A 21,692-nucleotide genomic window follows, 5' to 3' on the forward strand; every position below is an offset into this window, starting at 1 on the left:
CGTTGTGTTAATTATCGAAACCCTGCCGCTGCTGCGTCAGCATATCCGTCGTCTGCGTATGGAGGGCAAGCGCGTGGCGCTGGTGCCAACCATGGGCAACCTGCACGATGGCCACATGAAGCTGGTCGATGAAGCAAAATCGCGCGCGGATGTGGTAGTGGTCAGTATTTTCGTTAACCCGATGCAGTTCGATCGACCGGAAGATCTGGCGCGCTATCCGCGCACCTTGCAGGAAGACAGCGAGAAGCTGAACAAACGCAAAGTGGATCTGGTTTTCGCGCCTTCTGCGCAAGAAATCTATCCGCAAGGCACCGAGCATCACACCTTTGTTGACGTGCCGGGCCTCTCAACCATGCTTGAAGGCGCCAGCCGCCCAGGACACTTCCGTGGCGTCTCCACCATCGTCAGCAAGCTCTTTAACCTGATTCAGCCGGATATCGCCTGCTTCGGCGAGAAAGATTTTCAACAGCTGGCGCTCATTCGCAAGATGGTTGCCGACATGGGCTTCGATATTGAAATCGTTGGCGTGCCAATTATTCGCGCCAAAGATGGCCTGGCGCTCAGTTCACGTAACGGCTACCTGACGTCAGATCAGCGTAAAATTGCGCCTGGGTTGTATAAAGTACTGAGTAACGTGGCAGAAAAACTGCAAAACGGTGAACGCGATCAGCCGGAAATCATCGCCATCGCCGAGCAGGAACTGAATGAAAAAGGCTTCCGCGCCGACGACATTCAGATTCGCGACGCGGATACCCTGCTCGACCTGACCGACAGCAGCAAACGTGCAGTGATCCTGATGGCCGCATGGCTCGGACAGGCACGCCTGATCGACAACAAAATTGTCGAATTAGGCTGATTGACCAATACTGGCGCTGACGACGGTTAGCGCCAGTCGGGGATTTTGTCGATTTCTTCGCGGGTTAAGTCGGTCATCTCCGCAACGAACTCTGGCGACATGCCGCTTTTCAGCATACGGGTCGCAACCCGATGCGTGGCATTGCTTTCCCCTTGTAGCATGCCGTGCTGTATACCTTGCTGCATGCCCTGCTGTATACCCTGTTCTAATCCCTTCAATATTCCCTGCTCTTCAAGCCACTCAGCAACAGTCCCCATTGTTTTCTCCTTCGGCAAGCGCCTTCCCAGTTCACGGTAGAATATTTTCGGCTGGTCAGTATGACCACGCAGCAGCATATAGTTTACCAGCGTGATTAATTGACTTTCGGTAGTGTACTCCGCGCTTAAAAGGGTGACCAGATCCTCCAGCATTTTCATTAAGTCGCGCTGGCGAATATGTTTTTGCAGCAGTTCGAGTATGGCCACGCGGCGATGCTGCATAATTTCATCGTCCGGTATGGTGGTAATGTCCACCAGCGGGAAAGGTTCGCTGTAAAGGCGTCGCGCCAGTTCCGGCGAGGCAAACATATCCATCCAGCACATCGAGTAGGGGTAAGGCGATGTTTTTCCCTGGTAGAAAAGGATAGGTACCACCAGCGGTAACTGCTGAAACCCCGCTTCGAGATGGCGGTGCATCGCGGCAATCGCATAGCGCATCATCCGAAAGGCAATTTTCTTGCTCGGCGTGCTCTGGTGCTCTATCAAAATATGCAGATAACCTGGATGTCCCTGCATCGATACGGAGTAAAGCACGTCAGAGTACTGCTCCTGTAAACTCTCTTCGACAAAATTTCCGGATTCCAGCGTGAGCGTACTCAGATCGCAAATCGCTTTGATTTCCTCCGGCAAGTGAATATCCAGAAAATCTCGTGCTGTATCGGTGTGCGTCAAAAAATTTTTGAATACCGCATCATGCGGCATAGTGGCGACTGTTTCCATTTTCCCGACCTTTGCTATTCATCCTGTGCGCGCAGTATCGCTGGAACCACTGCGCGGCGTCAGCCAGGTATTGTTAGCACCTCGAGCAGGCTCGGGATAAAAATCAAAGGCATACATTCATTACCGTCAGTTTCTCGCAGCTGTACGCAAACTGTGCGAAGAAACGACACCAGATGAGTAGACACCCAACAAAAATCGGGCAATACTGCCAGGAATTTCCTGAAGCTGATATTCACATCAGCTTTGTTATCGTTATGGTAGAAAGGTAGAAGTTATGATTCGCACTATGCTGCAAGGTAAGCTCCATCGCGTCAAAGTGACCCAGGCTGACCTGCACTACGAAGGCTCTTGCGCCATTGACCAGGATTTTCTCGACGCAGCCGGTATTCTTGAAAACGAAGCCATTGATATCTGGAACGTGACCAATGGTAAGCGTTTTTCCACTTACGCGATCGCGGCAGAGCGCGGTTCCCGCATCATCTCCGTCAACGGTGCGGCAGCACACTGCGCCGAAGTGGGCGATATTGTGATCATCGCAAGCTTCGTCACCATGCCGGATGAAGAGGCCCGCACCTGGCGTCCGAAAGTCGCTTACTTTGAAGGCGACAACGAGATGAAACGCACCGCGAAAGCGATTCCGGTTCAGGTTGCCTGATTGCCCTACCCCTGCGGCTGGTTGCTGACCAGCCGCGACATCGTCTCCAGTGAATCCGTTCTTAAGATGTAGAGTCGTTTTAACAGGAACGGATTATCCCCCGGCTTCACCTTCCCTTTCACCGTCGTCACCGCCAGATGGAACCCTGCGTCGTTTGCCGCTTGTACCGCCGTGGCGTTATAGCCGCCAAAGGGGTAAGAGAGATACAGCACGTGCGGGTTGAACTGCGCCAGCGCCCGGCGCGAGCGTTTAAAGTCGAACAGAATATTGTGATAACTGCGGCTCAACAATATCGGATGACGAGAGTAATCAACACGATGCAGGAAGTGGGTATGTGACTGAAAATCAAACACATCCTTAATACCGCGCAGTTCAGAAATACTCATAAACTGTAGCGATTTCGGGTCCCACTTTTGCGGATGCGCTTTGATGCGTGACGAGATAATAAACGCGGTCGCCTTAAAATTGTACTGTTTCAGCACCGGATACGCATAGCGGCTGACCGATTTCAGGCCATCATCAAAAGTGATCACCACCGCCCGCGCCGGAAGATTCATTTTGTTACGCACGTAGCCTTCCAGTTGATACATACTCAGAGTGGTATAGCCCCTGTCGCGCAGCCAGGTCATCTGGTTGTTGAAAGCACGCACCGAGGTGGTGGTGGAGGTGTGGCGGAAGCGCGTATTTTCTTCATCGCGCAGGATGTGATGATAGGTCAGCATCGGGATGCCGTTGTCCAGCTGTGCATCCAGCGAACTGACGTAGGCCAGCCGATTGCCAATGCGGATTTGATACCAGGTTTGATTCAGGCGCCCCTTTAGCGCGTTCAGAATCGGATAACGCAGATTCTCCGCCAGCGTACCAAACGGCGCGCTTCCCGCGTCCGGCGCGTTATACACCGGCGTATCTTTCCAGGTAATCAGGTTCTGATTGCTGGAGGGGCGATGCAAATCCCCCAGCCCGTCCTCGACGCGCTGCCGCCCCTGTACCAGTTCAAGATGATCTTTATCGATAAATCCGGTACCGAACCCGAAGCGAAACTCATAGTAATCCGCCGCCGTGGACACCACATCGAGGATTTGCCCGGCGCGAATATTGCCCACCGTAATGACACGATCCCCAACCTGCGCCCAAACAGCCGCATCTTCAGTGGTTTGCATATAGCGAGGAGGAAGCCCTTGTGGGGCTGTCAGAGCAGCAGCCGCGTTGCCGGAAAGCAACAACGTCAGCACGAATACAAAGCGCATCAACATGGATAAGAACCGCAGCAAAAAACTGTCGCTATTGTAACAAAAGCGACATCAATAACTACGGTTAATATTTATACGCATCATGCAGCAGGACAAAGGGAGGATTCTTTTGCTGCTGGTGCCAAAGACTGCTGACGCCTGCCGGGCCGCGATCGACAATCGCATTACGAAAAGCCTCGCTGCTGAGTGTTTCCCGCAAAGGATAGTACTGAGCGAGTAAGGGGAAATCGATGCCGGAAATCACTTCACAGCGATCGTGCTTATGGCTCATCAAAGCCGCAACGCGATAAGGTGCTGCACCGGTTTTATCGGTCAGGAAAATGACGCCATCGCCGGAATCGGCCTGATGCAAAGCATCACACATCATACGGCTGAGCATATTAGAGCTCATTCCGCGCCAGTAATTCACCGCCCGGCACTGAGCCAGCGGGCCAAACTTTTTCTCCAGACGCTCCAGCAGTTCCTCTGCTTTATCGTCATGACAGGCGATTACCCAACCTAACATTGCTGCTTACCTCCCTGGCAAAAGCATACTGTAGCGGGAATAACGCGAGATATCGGTGATAACGCTCTAATTTTTCCCCCGGAAGCTCCGGGGGAATGGCGTATCAGCTACGCAGGCCACGCCCACGCTGAATCAAATACCAGCAGAGCATGTAGAAGGCGACGATAAAGATCACCAGCACGCCGAAAGTGGTCACCAGCGGCACATCATGGATGCCGAGGAATCCGTAGCGGAAACCGCTGATCATGTAGACGATCGGGTTCAAATGCGACAGCCCCTGCCAGAACGGCGGCAGCAGCGTCAGAGAGTAGAACACCCCGCCAAGATAGGTCAGCGGCGTCAGCACAAAGGTCGGGATCAGGCTGATGTCATCAAAGGTTTTCGCAAAGACCGCATTTAGCAGGCCCGCCAGCGAGAACAGCACCGCTGTCAGAATCAGCGTTAGCGCGACAAATACCCATGAATGTACCTGGAATGGCACAAAGAACAGGGAGATTGCGGTCACCAGAATCCCGACACAGAGACCACGCGCCACGCCGCCGCCGACATAACCGGCGATGATCACATGCGTCGGTACGGGTGCCACCAGCAACTCTTCAATATTGCGCTGGAACTTCGCGCTAAAGAATGAAGAGGCGACGTTGGCATAGGCGTTAGTGATAACAGACATCATGATCAGCCCCGGCACAATAAACTGCATATAGCTAAAGCCGTGCATTTCACCGATACGCGAGCCAATCAGGTTACCGAAGATAATAAAGTAGAGGGTCATGGTGATGACCGGCGGCACCAGCGTTTGCACCCAGATGCGCATGAAACGGTGGATCTCTTTCGCCCAGATGCTTTTCAGCGCCACCCAATAAAGCTGCATCATGCCTGCTCTCCTTGTTTTTCATGGACCAGCGAGACAAACAGCTCTTCCAGTCGGTTCGCTTTGTTACGCATACTTAATACCTGAATGCCCTGCGCGCTAAGCTGAGCGAATACGCTGTTGATCCCCTGCTCACGCAGCACTTCCACTTCTAACGTTGAGGTGTCGACCAGTCGATACTGATAGCCTTCGAGCGTCGGCAGCGGGCTCTTCGGCGCTAAATCCAGAATGAAGGTTTCCGATTTCAGTTTAGAAAGCAGATTCTTCATCGAGGTATTTTCCACCAGCGTACCGTGCTGAATGATGCCGATGTTGCGGCACAGCATTTCAGCTTCTTCCAGGTAGTGAGTGGTAAGAATGATTGTGGTGCCTTTGTCGTTTAAATCCTTCAAAAAGCCCCACATTGAGCGGCGAAGTTCGATATCCACGCCCGCCGTCGGTTCATCAAGAATCAGCAGTTTTGGCTCGTGCATCAACGCGCGGGCAATCATCAAACGACGCTTCATCCCACCGGACAACATACGCGCACGTTCGTTACGCTTTTCCCACAGATCGAGCTGTTTTAAATACTTTTCGCTGCGTTCAATGGCATCTTTATGTTCAACACCATAATAGCCCGCCTGATGCACCACAATCTGCTGCACGGTTTCAAACGGGTTGAAGTTAAACTCCTGCGGCACCAGGCCTAGCTGGCGTTTGGCGTTGACCACATCTTTTTGCAGATCGTAGCCAAACACGCTCACAGATCCCGACGATTTGTTCACCAGCGAACTGATGATGCCGATAGTGGTCGATTTACCCGCACCGTTCGGCCCGAGCAGCGCGTAGAAGTCTCCGGCTTCCACTTGCAGGTCGATTCCGCGCAGTGCCTGGACGCCCCCAGGATAGGTTTTTTTAAGCTGTTTTAGTTCCAGTGCAATGGTCATTGAATATCTCTTTTGAATTCTTGCGTTCAATGTATGGTTTTAAAAAAAGTCGAGTTGACCTATATTAGCGCAACGCACTTACTTGGTTACAGGTCGTTAACCTCCATGAAAGACATAGATACACTCATCAGCAACAATGAACTATGGTCAAAAATGCTGGTGGAAGAGGACCCCGGATTTTTCGAGAAACTGGCGCAAGCGCAGAAACCGCGCTTTCTATGGATTGGATGTTCCGACAGCCGCGTTCCCGCCGAACGTTTAACCGGCCTTGAGCCGGGCGAATTATTTGTTCACCGAAATGTTGCCAACCTGGTCATTCACACCGATTTGAACTGCCTCTCCGTGGTTCAGTACGCGGTGGATGTGCTGGAAGTTGAGCACATCATCATTTGCGGCCACTACGGCTGCGGCGGTGTTCAGGCAGCGGTTGAAAACCCGGAGCTCGGCCTTATCAACAACTGGTTACTGCACATTCGCGATATCTGGTTCAAACACAGTTCACTGTTAGGCGAAATGCCGCAGGAGCGCCGTCTGGACACGCTTTGCGAACTGAACGTAATGGAACAGGTGTATAACCTGGGTCACTCTACCATTATGCAGTCAGCGTGGAAACGTGGGCAGAAAGTGACGGTTCACGGCTGGGCCTACGGTATTCACGACGGCCTGCTGCGCGATCTCGATGTGACGGCAACCAACCGCGAAACCCTGGAGCAGCGCTATCGCCACGGGATTTCCAACCTCAAGCTGAAACACGCTAACCACAAGTAACATCTGTTAAAAAGCCGGGCGGCGTCATTGCCTCACCCGGCTCAGGACAGGTTGGTTGAATAAGCGAGGCGCCATCAGGCGTTTCGCTTTTTTATTACTCGTCCAGCAGGACCACTTTCCCGACATACGGCAGATGGCGATAACGCTGTGCGTAATCGATACCATAACCCACCACAAACTCGTCTTCAATGGCAAAGCCCACGTACTCAACCGGCACGTTCACTTCGCGGCGGGACGGTTTATCCAGCAGCGTACAGATAGCCAGTGATTTCGGCCCACGCAGGCTGAGAATTTCGCGTACTTTCGACAGCGTATTCCCGGAGTCGATGATGTCTTCCACGATTAAAACATCTTTACCGCGAATGTCTTCATCCAGGTCTTTAAGGATCTTCACGTCACGGGTGGTGGACATACCGCTGCCGTAGCTGGAAGCCGTCATAAAATCGACTTCGTGGGAGACATGCACTTCACGGCACAGGTCAGCCATGAACATAAATGAGCCGCGCAGCAAACCCACTAACACCATTTCACTGCCACTGTCTTTATAGTGCTCAGTAATCTGACGGCCCAATTCAGCGATACGCGCTTTGATCTCCGCTTCCGGGATCATCACTTCCACAGTATGTTTCATAAAACTAACCATATGATTTTATAGGTAAATCTTTCGACCCCCCGGCGCTACGCCCGGACGTCGTTCGGCAAGCGCGACAGTATACCAGCAAATCGATTTCTCCGCTGAATTGGATAATAAAGCAAATTTTGTGATACCCGTCACACTTGTTAAATCCTATAATCAATTGAAAGCAATAATTAACAAACTGACGCGAGTATTCTCTATGGCAGAAACAAATTCACAACAACCACGATTACTCGTGGTGCTCACGGCCGTTTTTGCGGCTATCTGTGGGCTCTATCTTCTCATCGGAGGAGGCTGGCTGGTCGCCATTGGCGGCTCCTGGTACTACCCTATTGCAGGTCTGGTGATGCTGGCCGTTGCAGCGATGCTGTGGCGCGGCAAGCGTGCGGCGCTTTGGTTATATGCGGCTTTCCTGCTGGCGACCATGATTTGGGGCGTTTGGGAAGTCGGCTTTGACTTCTGGGCGCTGACCCCCCGCAGCGATATTCTGGTCTTCTTCGGTATCTGGCTGATTCTGCCCTTTGTCTGGCGTCGCTTGATTATCCCTTCCGGCGGGGCCGTTGCCGCGCTGGTTGTCGCGCTGCTGATTAGCGGCGGCATCCTGACCTGGGCTGGCTTCAATGACCCGCAGGAAGTGAACGGTACGCTGAGTGCTGATGCAACCCCAGCCGAGCCGATTTCCACCGTGGCCGATCAAGACTGGCCAGCCTATGGTCGTAATCAGGAAGGCCAGCGTTTCTCCCCCCTCAAGCAGATCAACGCCGAGAACGTTCACAAGTTAAAAGAAGCCTGGGTTTTCCGCACGGGTGACCTGAAGCGCGAAGACGATCCGGGTGAGCTGACCAACGAAGTGACGCCGATTAAAGTCGGCAACATGCTTTATCTCTGTACCGCCCACCAGCGTCTGTTCGCGCTTGATGCGGCCACCGGGAAAGAGAAGTGGCATTTCGACCCACAACTGAATTCCAATTCCAGCTTCCAGCACGTCACCTGCCGTGGTGTTTCATACCACGAAGCGCGCGCTGAAACAGCGAGCCCGGAAGTGGTAGCCGACTGTCCACGTCGTATCATTCTGCCTGTGAATGATGGTCGTCTGTTTGCGGTCAACGCTGAAACCGGCAAGCTGTGCGAAACCTTTGCCAACAAAGGTATCCTCAACCTGCAAACCAACATGCCGGATACCACACCGGGCCTGTATGAACCGACCTCTCCACCGATTATTACCGATAAAACTATCGTGATAGCTGGTTCGGTGACCGATAACTTCTCAACCCGTGAAACCTCCGGCGTTATTCGCGGTTTTGATGTCAACACGGGCAAACTGCTGTGGGCCTTTGATCCGGGCGCGAAAGATCCGAACGCTATACCGTCGGATGAACACACCTTCACCTTCAACTCACCAAACTCGTGGGCCCCTGCGGCCTATGACGCGAAGCTGGATCTGGTCTATCTGCCGATGGGCGTAACCACCCCGGATATCTGGGGCGGCAACCGTACGCCGGAACAGGAACGCTATGCCAGCTCCATCGTGGCGCTGAACGCCACTACCGGCAAACTGGTGTGGAGTTACCAGACCGTTCACCACGATCTGTGGGATATGGATATGCCGTCCCAGCCGACGCTGGCGGATATCACCGTGAAAGGCGAGAAAGTGCCGGTGATTTACGCTCCGGCGAAAACCGGCAACATCTTTGTGCTCGATCGCCGTAACGGCGAACTGGTTGTTCCGGCTCCGGAAAAACCGGTTCCACAGGGCGCGGCGAAAGGCGATTACGTCACCAAAACGCAGCCGTTCTCTGAACTGAGCTTCCGTCCGAAGAAAGATTTGACCGGCGCGGATATGTGGGGCGCCACCATGTTCGACCAACTGGTGTGCCGCGTGATGTTCCACCAGATGCGCTATGAAGGCATCTTCACCCCGCCGTCTGAGCAGGGCACGCTGGTGTTCCCAGGTAACCTGGGGATGTTCGAGTGGGGCGGTATCTCCGTGGATCCAAACCGTCAGGTCGCCATTGCCAACCCAATGGCGCTGCCGTTTGTCTCTAAACTGATCCCGCGCGGCCCAGGCAACCCGATGGAGCCGCCAAAAGACGCGAAAGGCAGCGGTACCGAAGCCGGTATTCAGCCGCAGTACGGCGTGCCGTTCGGCGTTACGCTGAACCCGTTCCTGTCGCCGTTTGGTCTGCCGTGCAAACAGCCGGCCTGGGGTTACATCTCAGCGCTGGATCTGAAAACCAACGAAGTCGTGTGGAAAAAACGTATCGGTACCCCGCAGGACAGCATGCCGTTCCCGATGCCGGTTCCGGTGCCGTTTAATATGGGGATGCCAATGCTGGGCGGGCCTATCTCCACCGCCGGTAACGTTCTGTTCATCGCGGCAACCGCCGATAACTATCTGCGCGCGTACAACATGAGCAACGGTGAAAAACTGTGGCAGGGCCGTTTACCGGCAGGCGGTCAGGCGACGCCGATGACCTATGAAGCGAATGGCAAGCAGTATGTTGTCATCTCCGCAGGCGGTCATGGTTCATTTGGTACGAAGATGGGCGACTATATTGTCGCGTATGCGTTGCCGGAAGATGTGAAGTAATACATATTGCCGGGGGCGCTGCGCCCCCGGCTTCTTTCTTATACCGTAAACCCTAACATCATCCCCGTATCTTCATGCTCCAGCAGATGACAGTGCGCCATGTAGGGGTACTCTTTCGGCGCATCGTGGTCAAACTTCACTAACACCTCGCTGACATCCCCCTCCACGCGAACCGTGTCTTTCCAACCTGCACGATGGGTCGCAGGCGGCTTGCCGTTTTCCGACACAATGCGGAACTGGGTCCCGTGAATGTGGAACGGGTGCAGCATCATGTCGCCCTTGCCCGAGATAAACCAGCGCTCATACTGCCCTTTACTGGCGGCAAACATCGGCGTGTTCATGTCGAACGCTTTGCCGTTAATACGGTTGGCATTGTGGAAGTCAAACTCTCCGCCGCCATGATTCATATTCCCCATGTTGCCATGATTCATATGCCCGTGGCCCATCATCTCGCCGTGACGCATATTCCCCATCGCGCCCGTACCGTATTTCTCCATCAGTGCCTGCATACCCATCATATCGAGCATCGGGTCCATAGAAAGCTGGAGCCTGCGTTCGGTCAGGGCGTCTAATGACGGCAGAGCAGGCAGTGATGACAGCATATCCGGCAACTCACCCGATGCGTTGATGGTGACCGGCTGTACACGCAGAACCGGATGCGCTTTATCGAATGGCGCAACGGCCATTCCCATCTGATTGACCGGCAGCGTGACGATATCAAACGGCTTCCCGTCGCGGGTCTCGACCAGCACTTCAAAACGTTCACCCATCAGCATCGGCAATTCCGTCACTTTGACAGGTTCGGCCAACAAACCGCCGTCGCTTGCCACCACATACAGCGGGCGGTTGTCGCTGGCAGCAATAGTCAGGGAACGCGCGTTACAACCGTTAAGCAGGCGCAGGCGCAGCCAGCCGCGCGGTGCGGCGTGCTGCGGGTAGATGGCGCCATTGGTCAGCAGCGTGTCGCCAAACCAACCGACGGCGGCAGTCATTACATTGAGCTGATAGTCAATTTCACCGTCGGCGCTGAATTTTTTATCCTGAATAACGACCGGCACATCATCGATACCCCACTGTTTTGGCAGCATCAGACGACGAATATCGTCATCCTCAATCAAGACCAGCCCCGCCAGCCCCATCGCTACCTGATGCCCCGTTTTGCCATGCTGATGCGGGTGGAACCAGCAGGTTGCCGCACGTTGATCGGGCGTGAAGGTCACCGTACGCTGACCGCCAGGTTTAATGATGCCCTGCGGGCCGCCGTCTACCTCACCGGGTACTTCAAGGCCGTGCCAGTGAACGGTGGTCTCTTCCGCCAGTTGGTTATGAATATTGACGGTGATGGGTTTACCCTTCGTCAACTGAATCGCCGGGCCCAGTAAGTTACCGTTATAACCCCATGTCGTGGCGCTTTTCGCACCAAACTGCGTTTTCCCCGCCTGAACGGTGAGCGTCACCTGGCTGCGCGCATCGGCGGCGAGCAACGCGGGGATGGGAAGTGCGGGACGATCGGCGGCGAAAACTGCGCGGCTCCAGAGCGGTAATGCGCTTGCCACGCTGACGGCGGCGCTCAATTTTAGAAATTCACGACGGTGCATCATTACATCCTTTTGCTGGCTGCGGGTGAATATTTGAGCTTAAACCCTACCCTTGCGGTAAGGTCAAGTAAGAAGCGTTGAAAAAGGCTCTGCGTCCCGTCTGGAAGTGTGCTAACGTTGAATCTCGACGAGGTAAGGTAGAAGAAATGAAGACGTTTTTCCGTACAATGCTGCTTGGATGTCTGTTAGCCACGTCCAGCCACAGCTATGCATTAAGCGAGTCTGAAGCAGAAGACATGGCCGATCTCACTGCGGTGTTTGTGTTCCTGAAAAACGACTGTGGTTACCAAAATCTACCGAATGGCCAGATTCGTCGTGCCCTCGTTTTCTTTGCCCAGCAAAATCAGTGGGATCTCAGCAACTACGATACCTTCGACATGAAATCGCTTGGCGAAGACAGCTATCGCGATCTCAGCGGTATTGGCATCCCGACGGCGAAAAAATGCAAATCGCTGGCTCGCGACTCCCTGAGCCTGCTCGCCTACGTGAAGTAACTCTCTCTACCTTCCGGCTGAAAAAACGACCGTGCGCCCACGGTCATTGTTAGCTATGATGTTGCGCCTGTTTCAAAGGTGTTAACAATGGAGGGGTCAAGCGATGTCCGATAACACCGTGTGGCATGAAACGCTGCATGACCAGTTTGGTCAGTACTTTGCCGTGGATAACGTGCTTTATCATGAGAAAACCGATCACCAGGATTTGATCATTTTCGAGAACGCCGCCTTTGGCCGCGTAATGGCGCTGGACGGCGTGGTGCAAACCACCGAGCGCGATGAGTTTATCTATCACGAAATGATGACCCACGTTCCGCTGCTGGCCCACGGCCAGGCGAAGCATGTACTGATTATCGGCGGCGGCGATGGCGCGATGCTGCGTGAAGTCAGCCGTCATAAGAATATTGAAACCATCACCATGGTGGAAATCGACGCAGGCGTAGTCTCCTTCTGTCGCCAGTATCTCCCCAATCACAATGCCGGTGCCTATGACGACCCGCGCTTTACGCTGGTGATTGATGATGGCGTGAATTTCGTCACTCAAACGGCGAAAACCTTCGACGTGATTATCTCCGACTGCACTGACCCGATTGGCCCCGGCGAAAGCCTGTTCACCTCGGCGTTCTATGAAGGCTGCAAACGCTGCCTGAACCCCGGCGGTGTCTTTGTGGCACAAAACGGCGTTTGCTTCCTCCAGCAGGATGAAGCCCTCGACAGCCATCGCAAACTGAGCCACTACTTTGCGGATGTCAGTTTCTATCAGGCGGCAATTCCTACCTATTACGGCGGCATTATGACCTTCGCCTGGGCGACCGATAACCCTGCACTGCGTCATTTATCGACTGAGATTATCCAGGCGCGCTTCCACACCGCGAAGCTTGCGTGTCGCTACTACAACCCGGCTATTCACACCGCATCGTTCGCGCTGCCGCAATATCTACATGACGCACTGTCCGCACAGTGACGCTAAGGGGGTGAGGAAAATTGAAAAAACTGAAGCTGCACGGCTTTAACAACCTGACCAAAAGCCTGAGTTTTTGTATTTACGATATCTGCTATGCAAAAACCGCAGAAGAGCGCGATGGCTACATCGCCTATATCGATGAACTCTACAATGCCAATCGTCTGACCGAGATCCTGTCAGAAACCTGTTCCATCATCGGCGCGAACATTCTCAACATCGCCCGTCAGGATTACGAACCGCAGGGCGCGAGCGTCACCATTCTGGTGAGCGAAGAACCCGTCGACCCAAAACTGATTGATAAAACCGAGCACCCCGGCCCGCTGCCCGAAGCCGTGGTGGCGCATCTCGATAAGAGCCACATCTGCGTACACACCTACCCAGAAAGCCACCCGGAAAGCGGGCTGTGTACCTTCCGAGCGGATATCGAAGTCTCGACCTGCGGCGTCATTTCACCGCTGAACGCGCTGAACTACCTCATCCACCAGTTGGAATCCGATATTGTCACCATTGATTATCGCGTGCGCGGTTTCACCCGCGATATCAACGGCATGAAGCACTTTATCGATCATGAGATTAATTCGATTCAGAATTTTATGTCGGATGACATGAAGTCGCTGTATGACATGGTTGACGTGAATGTGTATCAGGAGAACATCTTCCACACCAAGATGATGCTTAAAGAGTTCGACCTGAAACACTACATGTTCCACACAAAACCGGAAGATTTAACCGACACCGAGCGCGAAGAAATTACCGCTGCGCTATGGAAGGAGATGCGCGAGATTTATTACGCGCGCAATATTGCCTGAACACAGAGCAACCATCCGGCCTACAGCCACGTTGGGTTTGTAGGCCGGACAAACGAAGCGCCATCCGGCAATGCTTACCGCTGCTTCAGAAAATCGCGATACGCCGCCACCACCTGTAAAAAATCTTCGACGCCGCACAGGGATAAACTCTCTTCGTCGTAGTAGTTCATCCCCTCTTCCATTTCATCGCCGGTGAACTCCAGCTGGTTTGCGCGGATCATCACCTCTTCGCCATCCAGCCACAGCGTGTATTCGTGGCCTGCCCGCTGCCAGGAGCGCTCACTGCCTTTGACTGCGCTCGCCGCCTCTTCGACTTCATCCAACAGCGCCAGATTCTCTTTTACTTCTTCATTAAACCAGTGACCGACCACTTCGTGGCCCATCGACATACGCACCTTTACCCCTCCGGTAACATCGCGCAGAAATTCGTAATCCATAATCATCTTCCTCTGCAAAGGCAATGCGTCAGCGCTGCATTGTACCCATGCTGTAATTATCGCAGTCGACAGGAAGAATAAAAGCGGAGCGGGTTGAAGGAATGGAAATAAAGTGCCTCTCTGTGGCGAAAAGAGAGGCGATGGGTCAACTTCTGAGCATAACGGTGCCGGATGGCGCTACGGGTACTTTTTGTAGGCCGGATAAGGCGCAGCCGCCATCCGGCAAAAAAAAGCCACTTCCAAAGAAGTGGCTTTTCACCGCAGGCTAAAACCTTAAACCGCAGTCTGGAAAATCACCCCGTCCGCTTTCTCGGTGTACTGAGAAAGCTGATCGAAGTTCAGATAGCGATAGGTGTCGACAGCGGTTTTATCCACCTGTGCAACGTAGGTCTGATACTCGTCCGGCGTCGGCAGTTTGCCAATCAGCGCGGCAACAGCGGCCAGTTCCGCAGAAGCCAGGAAGACGTTCGCGCCGGTACCCAGACGGTTCGGGAAGTTACGGGTCGAGGTGGAAACCACCGTCGCGCCGTCTGCTACACGCGCCTGGTTACCCATGCACAGTGAACAGCCCGGGATCTCGATACGCGCACCGCTCTTACCGAAGACGCTGTAGTAGCCCTCTTCCGTCAGTTGCGCGGCATCCATACGGGTTGGCGGAGCCACCCACAGGCGCGTTGGCAGTTGACCTTTGTGGGCATCCAGCAGTTTACCGGCAGCACGGAAGTGACCGATGTTGGTCATGCAGGAGCCGATAAACACTTCGTCGATCTTCTCGCCCTGCACGTCAGAGAGCAGACGCGCGTCGTCCGGATCGTTCGGCGCGCACAGAATCGGCTCTTTGATATCGGCCAGATCGATGTCGATCACCGCCGCGTATTCTGCATCTGCATCACCTTCCAGCAGCTCAGGATTCGCCAGCCATTTTTCCATGCCCTGAACACGACGTTCCAGCGTACGACGATCGCCATAACCTTCGGCAATCATCCACTTCAGCAGAACGATGTTGGAGTTCAGGTACTCAATAATCGGTTCTTTGTTCAGCTTGATGGTACAACCCGCAGCGGAACGCTCAGCAGACGCATCGGTCAGTTCGAACGCTTGCTCGACTTTCAGATCCGGCAGACCTTCAATTTCAAGGATGCGGCCAGAGAAGATGTTTTTCTTACCTTTCTTCTCAACGGTCAGCAGACCTTGTTTGATGGCATACAGCGGAATGGCGTGAACCAGGTCGCGCAGAGTAATACCAGGCTGCATTTTGCCTTTGAAGCGCACCAGAACGGATTCCGGCATATCCAGCGGCATGACGCCAGTTGCAGCAGCAAACGCCACCAGACCGGAGCCCGCCGGGAAGGATATACCAATCGGGAAACGGGTATGGGAGTCACCACCTGTACCCACGGTGTCCGGCAGCAGCATACGGTTCAGCCAGGAGTGGATGACGCCATCGCCCGGACGCAGCGACACGCCGCCACGGTTCATGATGAAGTCCGGCAGAGTGTGGTGCGTGGTGACGTCAACCGGCTTCGGATACGCCGCAGTGTGACAGAAAGACTGCATCACCAGGTCAGCCGAGAAGCCCAGGCACGCCAGGTCTTTCAGCTCATCACGGGTCATTGGGCCGGTGGTGTCCTGAGAACCAACAGAAGTCATCTTCGGTTCGCAGTATGCGCCCGGACGAATGCCTTTCACGCCACAGGCGCGGCCAACCATTTTCTGCGCCAGCGAGTAGCCACGGTCGCTTTCCGCCACGTCTTTCGCCTGACGGAACACATCGCTATGCGGCAGGCCGAGAGATTCACGCGCTTTGGTAGTCAGACCGCGACCGATGATCAGCGGGATACGACCACCAGCACGCACTTCATCAATCAGCACGTCGGTTTTCAGTTCAAAGCTTGCCAGCAGTGCGCCGGTTTCGTGGTTACGCACTTCGCCTTTGAACGGGTAAACGTCAATCACGTCGCCCATGTTCAGGTCATTTACGTCCACTTCAATTGGCAGTGCGCCCGCATCTTCCATGGTGTTGAAGAAGATAGGTGCAATTTTGCCGCCCAGGCACAGACCGCCGCCGCGCTTGTTCGGCACATGCGGGATATCGTCACCCATGAACCACAGCACGGAGTTGGTCGCGGATTTACGCGAAGAACCGGTACCGACAACATCGCCCACGTAAGCCAGCGGGAAACCTTTCTGTTGCAGAGCTTCGATTTGTTTGATCGGGCCAACGACGCCTGGTTGATCCGGTTCGATCCCTTCACGGGCGTTTTTCAGCATCGCCAGCGCGTGCAGCGGGATATCCGGGCGCGACCACGCATCCGGTGCCGGAGAGAGGTCATCGGTGTTGGTTTCACCGGTCACTTTGAAGACGGTAACGGTAATTTTTTCAGCCAGCGGCGGACGGCTCAGGAACCATTCGGCATCAGCCCAGGACTGAATCACCTGCTTCGCGTAAGCGTTGCCCGCTTTCGCTTTCTCTTCTACATCGTAGAAGTTATCGAACATCAGCAGGGTGTGGGAGAGCGCTTTGGCAGCAATCGGCGCCAGTTTCGCATCGTCCAGCGCGTCGATCAGCGGATGAATGTTGTAGCCGCCCTGCATGGTGCCCAGCAGTTCAATAGCTTTTTCAGGAGTGATCAGCGGGGAAGTCGCTTCGCCTTTGGCGACAGCAGCAAGGAATCCGGCTTTGACGTAAGCAGCTTCATCAACGCCCGGCGGTACACGGTTAATCAACAGGTCTAACAGGAATTCTTCTTCGCCAGCAGGCGGGTTCTTCAGCAGCTCAACCAGCGCGGCCATTTGGGTTGCGTCCAGGGGTTTAGCAACAATCCCTTCGGCTGCACGCTCAGCTACGTGCTCACGGTATTCTTTTAGCACGACGGTATCTCCTCGCTCTCATTGTCATATGCGGTCGGCTCTTCTTCACGCTCCTGTGAGACAGCAGTTTGTAGGGGGTATGCCGGATACCGCAATGGGCAGAATAGCAGGATTTTAGAGAGGTGTTAATCTGTTTACAAAAAAGCAACATAAAATATTGGCTGAATCGTTAAGGATGGTCTATAAACAGTACCCTTCCCTTAAACGGGGAATTTTTAGCTGCAATGTTTGCTCACATAATTCCCTGCCTTGATTATTCATCTGTGCAATTTATCCCAAGATTAGTCAAAAATTAAACTATCGTCTCTTTATACTCACGCTTCATCGTACCTGCCGAATGCAGGCGCTTCGACCTGACGATTTCTTCCGAAATCGGGAGTATAAATATGAATCTGCCCTTTAAGCCTCATGTGCTCGCGCTGATATGCAGCGCGGGATTGCTTGCTGCTGCCGGTACGCTGTACGTTAAAAGCCGCACGCCAGAAGTACCTGCGCCCGTGCCCGCAACAGCCGTTGCCACACCGGTGACCACGCCCGCGCCGGAAGCCGCACCTGAGGTGAAAACCACCTATACCCCCGCGCAAATAAACCAGTGGGTCGCGCCGATTGCGCTCTACCCTGATGCCCTGCTGTCGCAGGTGTTGATGGCCGCCACCTATCCGGCGAACGTGGTTCAGGCGGTGCAGTGGTCGAAGGATCATCCGTCCCTGCAAGGTGATGCCGCCATTCAGGGCGTGTCGGATCAGCCGTGGGATGCCAGCGTTAAATCGCTGGTCGCCTTCCCAACGTTGATGACCATGATGGGTCAGGACCCGGTGTGGGTAGAAAATCTGGGGAATGCTTTCCTGGCGCAGCCGCAGGATGTCATGAACGCCGTACAGCAGTTGCGTGCGCTGGCGCAGCAAACCGGCTCGTTAAAATCGACGCCGCAACAAACTGTCACCAGCGTGCCGAAAACGGTGGTGGACCCGGCCTCAACCTCTGCGCCAGCCACACAATCGACTGTGCAAAAATCGGCTCCGGCATCGTCGTCAACGGTGATTAAAATCGAGCCTGCCGACCCGCAGGTGGTGTACGTACCAAGCTACAACCCGTCAACGGTGTACGGCACCTGGCCGACGCCCGCCTACCCGCCCGTTTATATTCCACCTTCTCCCGGCGAAGAGTTTACCAATAGCCTGGTGAAAGGCTTTGGCTACAGTTTGGGCGTCGCCACCACCTATGCGCTGTTCAGCAATATCGACTGGGACGATGACGACGACCATCATCATCACCATGACGATGATGATTACCACCGGGACGGTTATAACCATAATGGCGATAACATCAATATTAATGTCAATAATTTCAATCACATCACGGGTCAGAATTTAAACGGGCAAACCCTGCGCTGGCAGCATAATTCGGCGTACCGCAATCAGGTACCGTACCCTAATAACACCGTGGCAAATCAGTTCCACCGGACCAACGTACCGGGTGGCCTGAGCGCAACTCAAACGCCGGTGAACCGCGACAGCCAGCGCCAGGCGGCCATGGACAAACTGTCGCAGGGCGGCATTAAAACGCCGTCGCAGCCGATCGCCACCGCGCCAAAAGATGCGCAGCGTCAGGCCGCTTCAAAACAGCTACAGCAAATTGCCCAACGTGATAACTACCGTGGTTACGACACGCCGCGCACGTCCACTCAGCGTGAAGCATCAAGAGCGCAGATGCAGCAGCGGCTGAATAACAGCACGCCGGAACAACGCCAACAGCGCCAGGAAGCCGTGCAGCAGCGTCGCAACAGCACCACGCCGGAACAGCGCCAGCAACGCCATGAAGCGGTGCAGCAACGTCGCAGCAGTACTACGCCAGAGCAACGCAAGCAGCGGCAGGAAAACGTTCGCCAGCATGTGAATACGCGAAATGCGAACGTTTTTAGCGGCAACGAAAGCCGTGGGCCATCCTGGCAGCAGCAGGCGCAGCGCGGGCAGCAGAGCCGCAACGTTGTGCGTAGTAGCAACCGGGAAGCCGTTCGCGAACGTGCTGCCGGGCAGCGTGAATTCCACCGTCGATAAGAGAGCGCACTATGAAAAAGATCCTTCTCAGCACGCTGCTGTTCTCGCTTCCCCTGGTAAGTTTTGCCCAGCAGCAGTTTGCTAACCCGCTCGATGCCGCAACGGCTTTTGCCGACGCGGTGACCACCCGTAATGAACCGCAGCTTAACGCGCTGCTGGGCGATGACTGGCGGCACTTCTTACCACCTGATGGCGCTGACCCGGAAGCCGTCGCCCGCTTTGAGCGAGACTGGAAAATCAGCCACCGTATCGATCAACAAGGCGATACCGCCCATATCAATGTCGGTACTGACAGCTGGCAACTGCCTTTGCCTATCGTCAAAACCGAGGCAGGATGGCATTTTGATATGCAGGCGGCACAGGATGAAATCATTACCCGCACCATCGGGCGCAACGAGCTTTCGGCGATTGGCGCAATGCATGCCTACGTTGATGCGCAGGAAGATTATCACCTGAGAAAACAACGTTACGCCAGCAAGCTTATCAGCAGCGAAGGCCAGCAGGATGGACTTTACTGGCCGATGCAACCCGGCGAAGCACCAAGCCCGCTGGGGCCAGCGTTCAGCCCGGTAGCGCCGGGTGAAGGTTATCACGGCTACCGTTTTCGCATTATCGACAGTAACCAATCCGACGGTTTCGCGCTCATCGCCTGGCCGGTAGAGTATGGGGAAACGGGGGTGATGAGTTTTATCGTCAGTCAGGACGATCGGGTCTATCAGGCAGACTTCGGTGAGGAAACAGCGGAGAAAGTGGCGGCAATAACCCGCTTTGACGCGGCAGCGCCGTGGCAGCCGGAGGAGTAACAGACGCAAAAAAAGCGGCTGATTAGCCGCTTTTTATTTGCCGGATGGCGGCTGACGCCTTATCCGGCCTACCCATCGTAGGCCTGATAAGCGAAGCGCCATCAGGCACCGTCGCGCAGAAACTTACTTCTTCTTCGCTTTCGGGTTTGGCAGGTCGGTGATGCTACCTTCGTACACTTCTGCGGCCAGGCCAACAGATTCGTGCAGCGTCGGGTGAGCATGGATGGTCAGCGCGATGTCTTCCGCGTCACAACCCATCTCGATAGCCAGACCGATTTCGCCCAGCAGCTCGCCGCCGTTGGTGCCGACAATCGCACCACCGATAACACGGTGAGATTCTTTGTCGAAAATCAGTTTGGTCATACCGTCTGCGCAGTCGGAAGCGATAGCACGGCCAGAAGCAGCCCACGGGAAGGTGGCGGTTTCATAGCTAATGCCTTTCTCTTTCGCTTCTTTCTCAGTCAGGCCAACCCATGCCACTTCTGGTTCAGTGTAGGCAATGGATGGGATAACTTTCGGATCGAAGTAGTGTTTCTTACCGGCGATAACTTCAGCGGCAACGTGACCTTCGTGAACACCTTTGTGCGCCAGCATCGGCTGACCGACGATATCGCCGATAGCAAAGATGTGCGGCACGTTAGTGCGCAGCTGTTTGTCAACGCGGATGAAGCCACGGTCGTCCACTTCCACGCCTGCTTTGCCTGCGTCGAGGTTTTTACCGTTCGGTACACGGCCAATTGCCACCAGCACGGCATCGTAACGCTGTGCTTCAGAAGGCGCTTTTTTGCCTTCCATGGAAACGTAAATACCGTCTTCTTTCGCTTCAACGGCAGTCACTTTGGTTTCCAGCATCAGGTTGAATTTCTTGCTGATGCGTTTGGTGAAGACTTTCACCACGTCTTTGTCGGCAGCCGGGATAACCTGGTCGAACATTTCAACCACGTCAATCTCTGAACCCAGCGCATGGTACACAGTACCCATTTCCAGACCGATGATACCGCCGCCCATAACCAGCAGACGTTTCGGTACTTCTTTCAGTTCCAGCGCATCGGTGGAATCCCACACGCGCGGATCTTCATGAGGAATAAACGGCAGTTCGATCGGACGGGAACCCGCCGCGATGATCGCGTTGTCGAAGTTGATCACGGTTTTGCCGTTCTCGCCTTCCACTTCCAGGGTGTTGGCCCCGGTAAATTTACCCAGACCGTTAACCACTTTCACTTTACGGCCTTTAGCCATACCGGCCAGACCACCGGTCAGTTGGGTGATAACTTTTTCTTTCCAGGTACGAATCTTGTCGATATCGGTTTTCGGCTCGCCGAAGACGATACCGTGGTCAGCCAGTGCTTTGGCTTCTTCAATAACTTTTGCTACGTGCAGCAGTGCTTTAGAAGGGATACAGCCGACGTTCAGACAAACACCACCGAGGGTGCTGTAACGTTCTACGATGACGGTCTCCAGACCTAAATCCGCGCAACGGAAAGCAGCAGAGTAGCCTGCCGGGCCCGCCCCAAGTACCACGACCTGAGTTTTAATTTCAGTACTCATCATGACCTCTTAATTATTTCCGGCGGTCCTGGGTACTCTTGTCGCCCATATCCACCGGGACGTTCTATCCGCGTTT

The 21,692-nt window shown here is 54.4% G+C and carries 19 protein-coding genes; 9 read left to right on the plus strand and 10 right to left on the minus strand.

Translation table 11 applies throughout. The features are described 5' to 3' along the window. Positions 1-4 precede the first annotated feature (4 nt). Complete coding sequence (panC, locus tag G163CM_RS13840) at positions 5-856, plus strand: pantoate--beta-alanine ligase (RefSeq protein WP_231825359.1); 852 nt, start codon at positions 5-7, stop codon at positions 854-856. Positions 857-882: 26 nt separating this feature from the next. Here panC and G163CM_RS13845 read toward each other — a convergent pair whose 3' ends face one another. Further along, complete coding sequence (locus G163CM_RS13845) at positions 883-1,833, minus strand: Rpn family recombination-promoting nuclease/putative transposase (protein WP_231825360.1); 951 nt, start codon at positions 1,831-1,833, stop codon at positions 883-885. A gap of 274 nt (positions 1,834-2,107) precedes the next feature. Here G163CM_RS13845 and panD point away from each other — a divergent pair, with 274 nt between their 5' ends. Further along, complete coding sequence (panD, locus tag G163CM_RS13850) at positions 2,108-2,488, plus strand: aspartate 1-decarboxylase (RefSeq protein WP_015965876.1); 381 nt, start codon at positions 2,108-2,110, stop codon at positions 2,486-2,488. A 5-nt stretch (positions 2,489-2,493) separates the two neighbouring features. Here the strand turns inward: panD and G163CM_RS13855 are convergent, their stop codons facing one another. The 4 genes from G163CM_RS13855 to G163CM_RS13870 all read right to left on the minus strand — a co-directional run bounded on the left by G163CM_RS13855 (position 2,494) and on the right by G163CM_RS13870 (position 6,040). Next, a complete protein-coding gene (locus G163CM_RS13855) occupies positions 2,494-3,741 on the minus strand; it encodes a polysaccharide deacetylase family protein (protein WP_231825361.1) in 1,248 nt (415 codons plus the stop codon). 61 nt (positions 3,742-3,802) lie between these two features. Beyond that, positions 3,803-4,243 carry a PTS sugar transporter subunit IIA gene (locus tag G163CM_RS13860; RefSeq protein ID WP_015965878.1) on the minus strand — a complete coding sequence of 147 codons (441 nt, stop codon included), beginning with the start codon at positions 4,241-4,243 and terminating at the stop codon, positions 3,803-3,805. A gap of 103 nt (positions 4,244-4,346) precedes the next feature. Next, positions 4,347-5,117, minus strand: a complete 771-nt coding sequence (locus tag G163CM_RS13865; RefSeq protein WP_015965879.1) for an ABC transporter permease — start codon at positions 5,115-5,117, stop codon at positions 4,347-4,349. Further along, positions 5,114-6,040 carry an ABC transporter ATP-binding protein gene (locus tag G163CM_RS13870; protein WP_015965880.1) on the minus strand — a complete coding sequence of 309 codons (927 nt, stop codon included), beginning with the start codon at positions 6,038-6,040 and terminating at the stop codon, positions 5,114-5,116. The genes G163CM_RS13865 and G163CM_RS13870 overlap by 4 nt, the downstream gene beginning before the upstream one ends. Positions 6,041-6,145: 105 nt before the next feature. Between G163CM_RS13870 and can the strand changes: the two genes are divergently transcribed. After that, positions 6,146-6,808 carry a carbonate dehydratase gene (gene can / locus G163CM_RS13875; RefSeq protein WP_149463140.1) on the plus strand — a complete coding sequence of 221 codons (663 nt, stop codon included), beginning with the start codon at positions 6,146-6,148 and terminating at the stop codon, positions 6,806-6,808. Positions 6,809-6,902: 94 nt separating this feature from the next. On the opposite strand, the gene hpt is transcribed toward can, so the two are convergent. Continuing rightward, a complete protein-coding gene (gene hpt / locus G163CM_RS13880; RefSeq protein ID WP_015965881.1) occupies positions 6,903-7,439 on the minus strand; it encodes a hypoxanthine phosphoribosyltransferase in 537 nt (178 codons plus the stop codon). Between the two features lie 205 nt (positions 7,440-7,644). On the opposite strand from hpt, the gene G163CM_RS13885 reads away from it, so the two are divergent. Then, positions 7,645-10,035 carry a glucose/quinate/shikimate family membrane-bound PQQ-dependent dehydrogenase gene (locus G163CM_RS13885; protein ID WP_231825362.1) on the plus strand — a complete coding sequence of 797 codons (2,391 nt, stop codon included), beginning with the start codon at positions 7,645-7,647 and terminating at the stop codon, positions 10,033-10,035. Positions 10,036-10,073: 38 nt separating this feature from the next. On the opposite strand, the gene cueO is transcribed toward G163CM_RS13885, so the two are convergent. Beyond that, entirely contained in the window at positions 10,074-11,633 is a 1,560-nt protein-coding gene (gene cueO / locus G163CM_RS13890) for a multicopper oxidase CueO (protein ID WP_231828380.1), read from the minus strand. Between the two features lie 146 nt (positions 11,634-11,779). On the opposite strand from cueO, the gene G163CM_RS13895 reads away from it, so the two are divergent. The 3 genes from G163CM_RS13895 (at position 11,780) to speD (ending at position 13,900) form a co-directional block, all read left to right on the plus strand. Next, positions 11,780-12,127, plus strand: a complete 348-nt coding sequence (locus tag G163CM_RS13895) for a YacC family pilotin-like protein (RefSeq protein ID WP_015965884.1) — start codon at positions 11,780-11,782, stop codon at positions 12,125-12,127. 103 nt (positions 12,128-12,230) lie between these two features. Further along, the gene (speE, locus tag G163CM_RS13900) at positions 12,231-13,091 is read left to right on the plus strand and encodes a polyamine aminopropyltransferase (protein ID WP_231825363.1); all 861 of its coding nucleotides are present in this window, start codon (positions 12,231-12,233) and stop codon (positions 13,089-13,091) included. 20 nt (positions 13,092-13,111) lie between these two features. Then, entirely contained in the window at positions 13,112-13,900 is a 789-nt protein-coding gene (gene speD / locus G163CM_RS13905; RefSeq protein WP_231825364.1) for an adenosylmethionine decarboxylase, read from the plus strand. Between the two features lie 74 nt (positions 13,901-13,974). Here speD and yacL read toward each other — a convergent pair whose 3' ends face one another. Further along, the gene (yacL, locus tag G163CM_RS13910; protein WP_231825365.1) at positions 13,975-14,337 is read right to left on the minus strand and encodes a protein YacL; all 363 of its coding nucleotides are present in this window, start codon (positions 14,335-14,337) and stop codon (positions 13,975-13,977) included. A 273-nt stretch (positions 14,338-14,610) separates the two neighbouring features. Beyond that, entirely contained in the window at positions 14,611-17,208 is a 2,598-nt protein-coding gene (acnB, locus tag G163CM_RS13915) for a bifunctional aconitate hydratase 2/2-methylisocitrate dehydratase (protein WP_231825366.1), read from the minus strand. Between the two features lie 386 nt (positions 17,209-17,594). Between acnB and G163CM_RS13920 the strand changes: the two genes are divergently transcribed. Together G163CM_RS13920 and G163CM_RS13925 are read left to right on the plus strand one after the other, a co-directional pair. Continuing rightward, positions 17,595-19,265, plus strand: a complete 1,671-nt coding sequence (locus tag G163CM_RS13920; protein WP_231825367.1) for a DUF3300 domain-containing protein — start codon at positions 17,595-17,597, stop codon at positions 19,263-19,265. Positions 19,266-19,276: 11 nt separating this feature from the next. Continuing rightward, positions 19,277-20,068 (plus strand): DUF2950 family protein, encoded by a 792-nt coding sequence (locus tag G163CM_RS13925; RefSeq protein WP_231825368.1) that lies wholly within the window; start codon positions 19,277-19,279, stop codon positions 20,066-20,068. A 123-nt stretch (positions 20,069-20,191) separates the two neighbouring features. Here G163CM_RS13925 and lpdA read toward each other — a convergent pair whose 3' ends face one another. Further along, positions 20,192-21,616 (minus strand): dihydrolipoyl dehydrogenase, encoded by a 1,425-nt coding sequence (gene lpdA / locus G163CM_RS13930; protein WP_015965895.1) that lies wholly within the window; start codon positions 21,614-21,616, stop codon positions 20,192-20,194. Positions 21,617-21,692 lie beyond the last annotated feature (76 nt).

The sequence above is a fragment of the Pseudocitrobacter corydidari genome (assembly GCF_021172065.1).
Taxonomy (GTDB): Bacteria; Pseudomonadota; Gammaproteobacteria; order Enterobacterales; family Enterobacteriaceae; genus Pseudocitrobacter; species Pseudocitrobacter corydidari.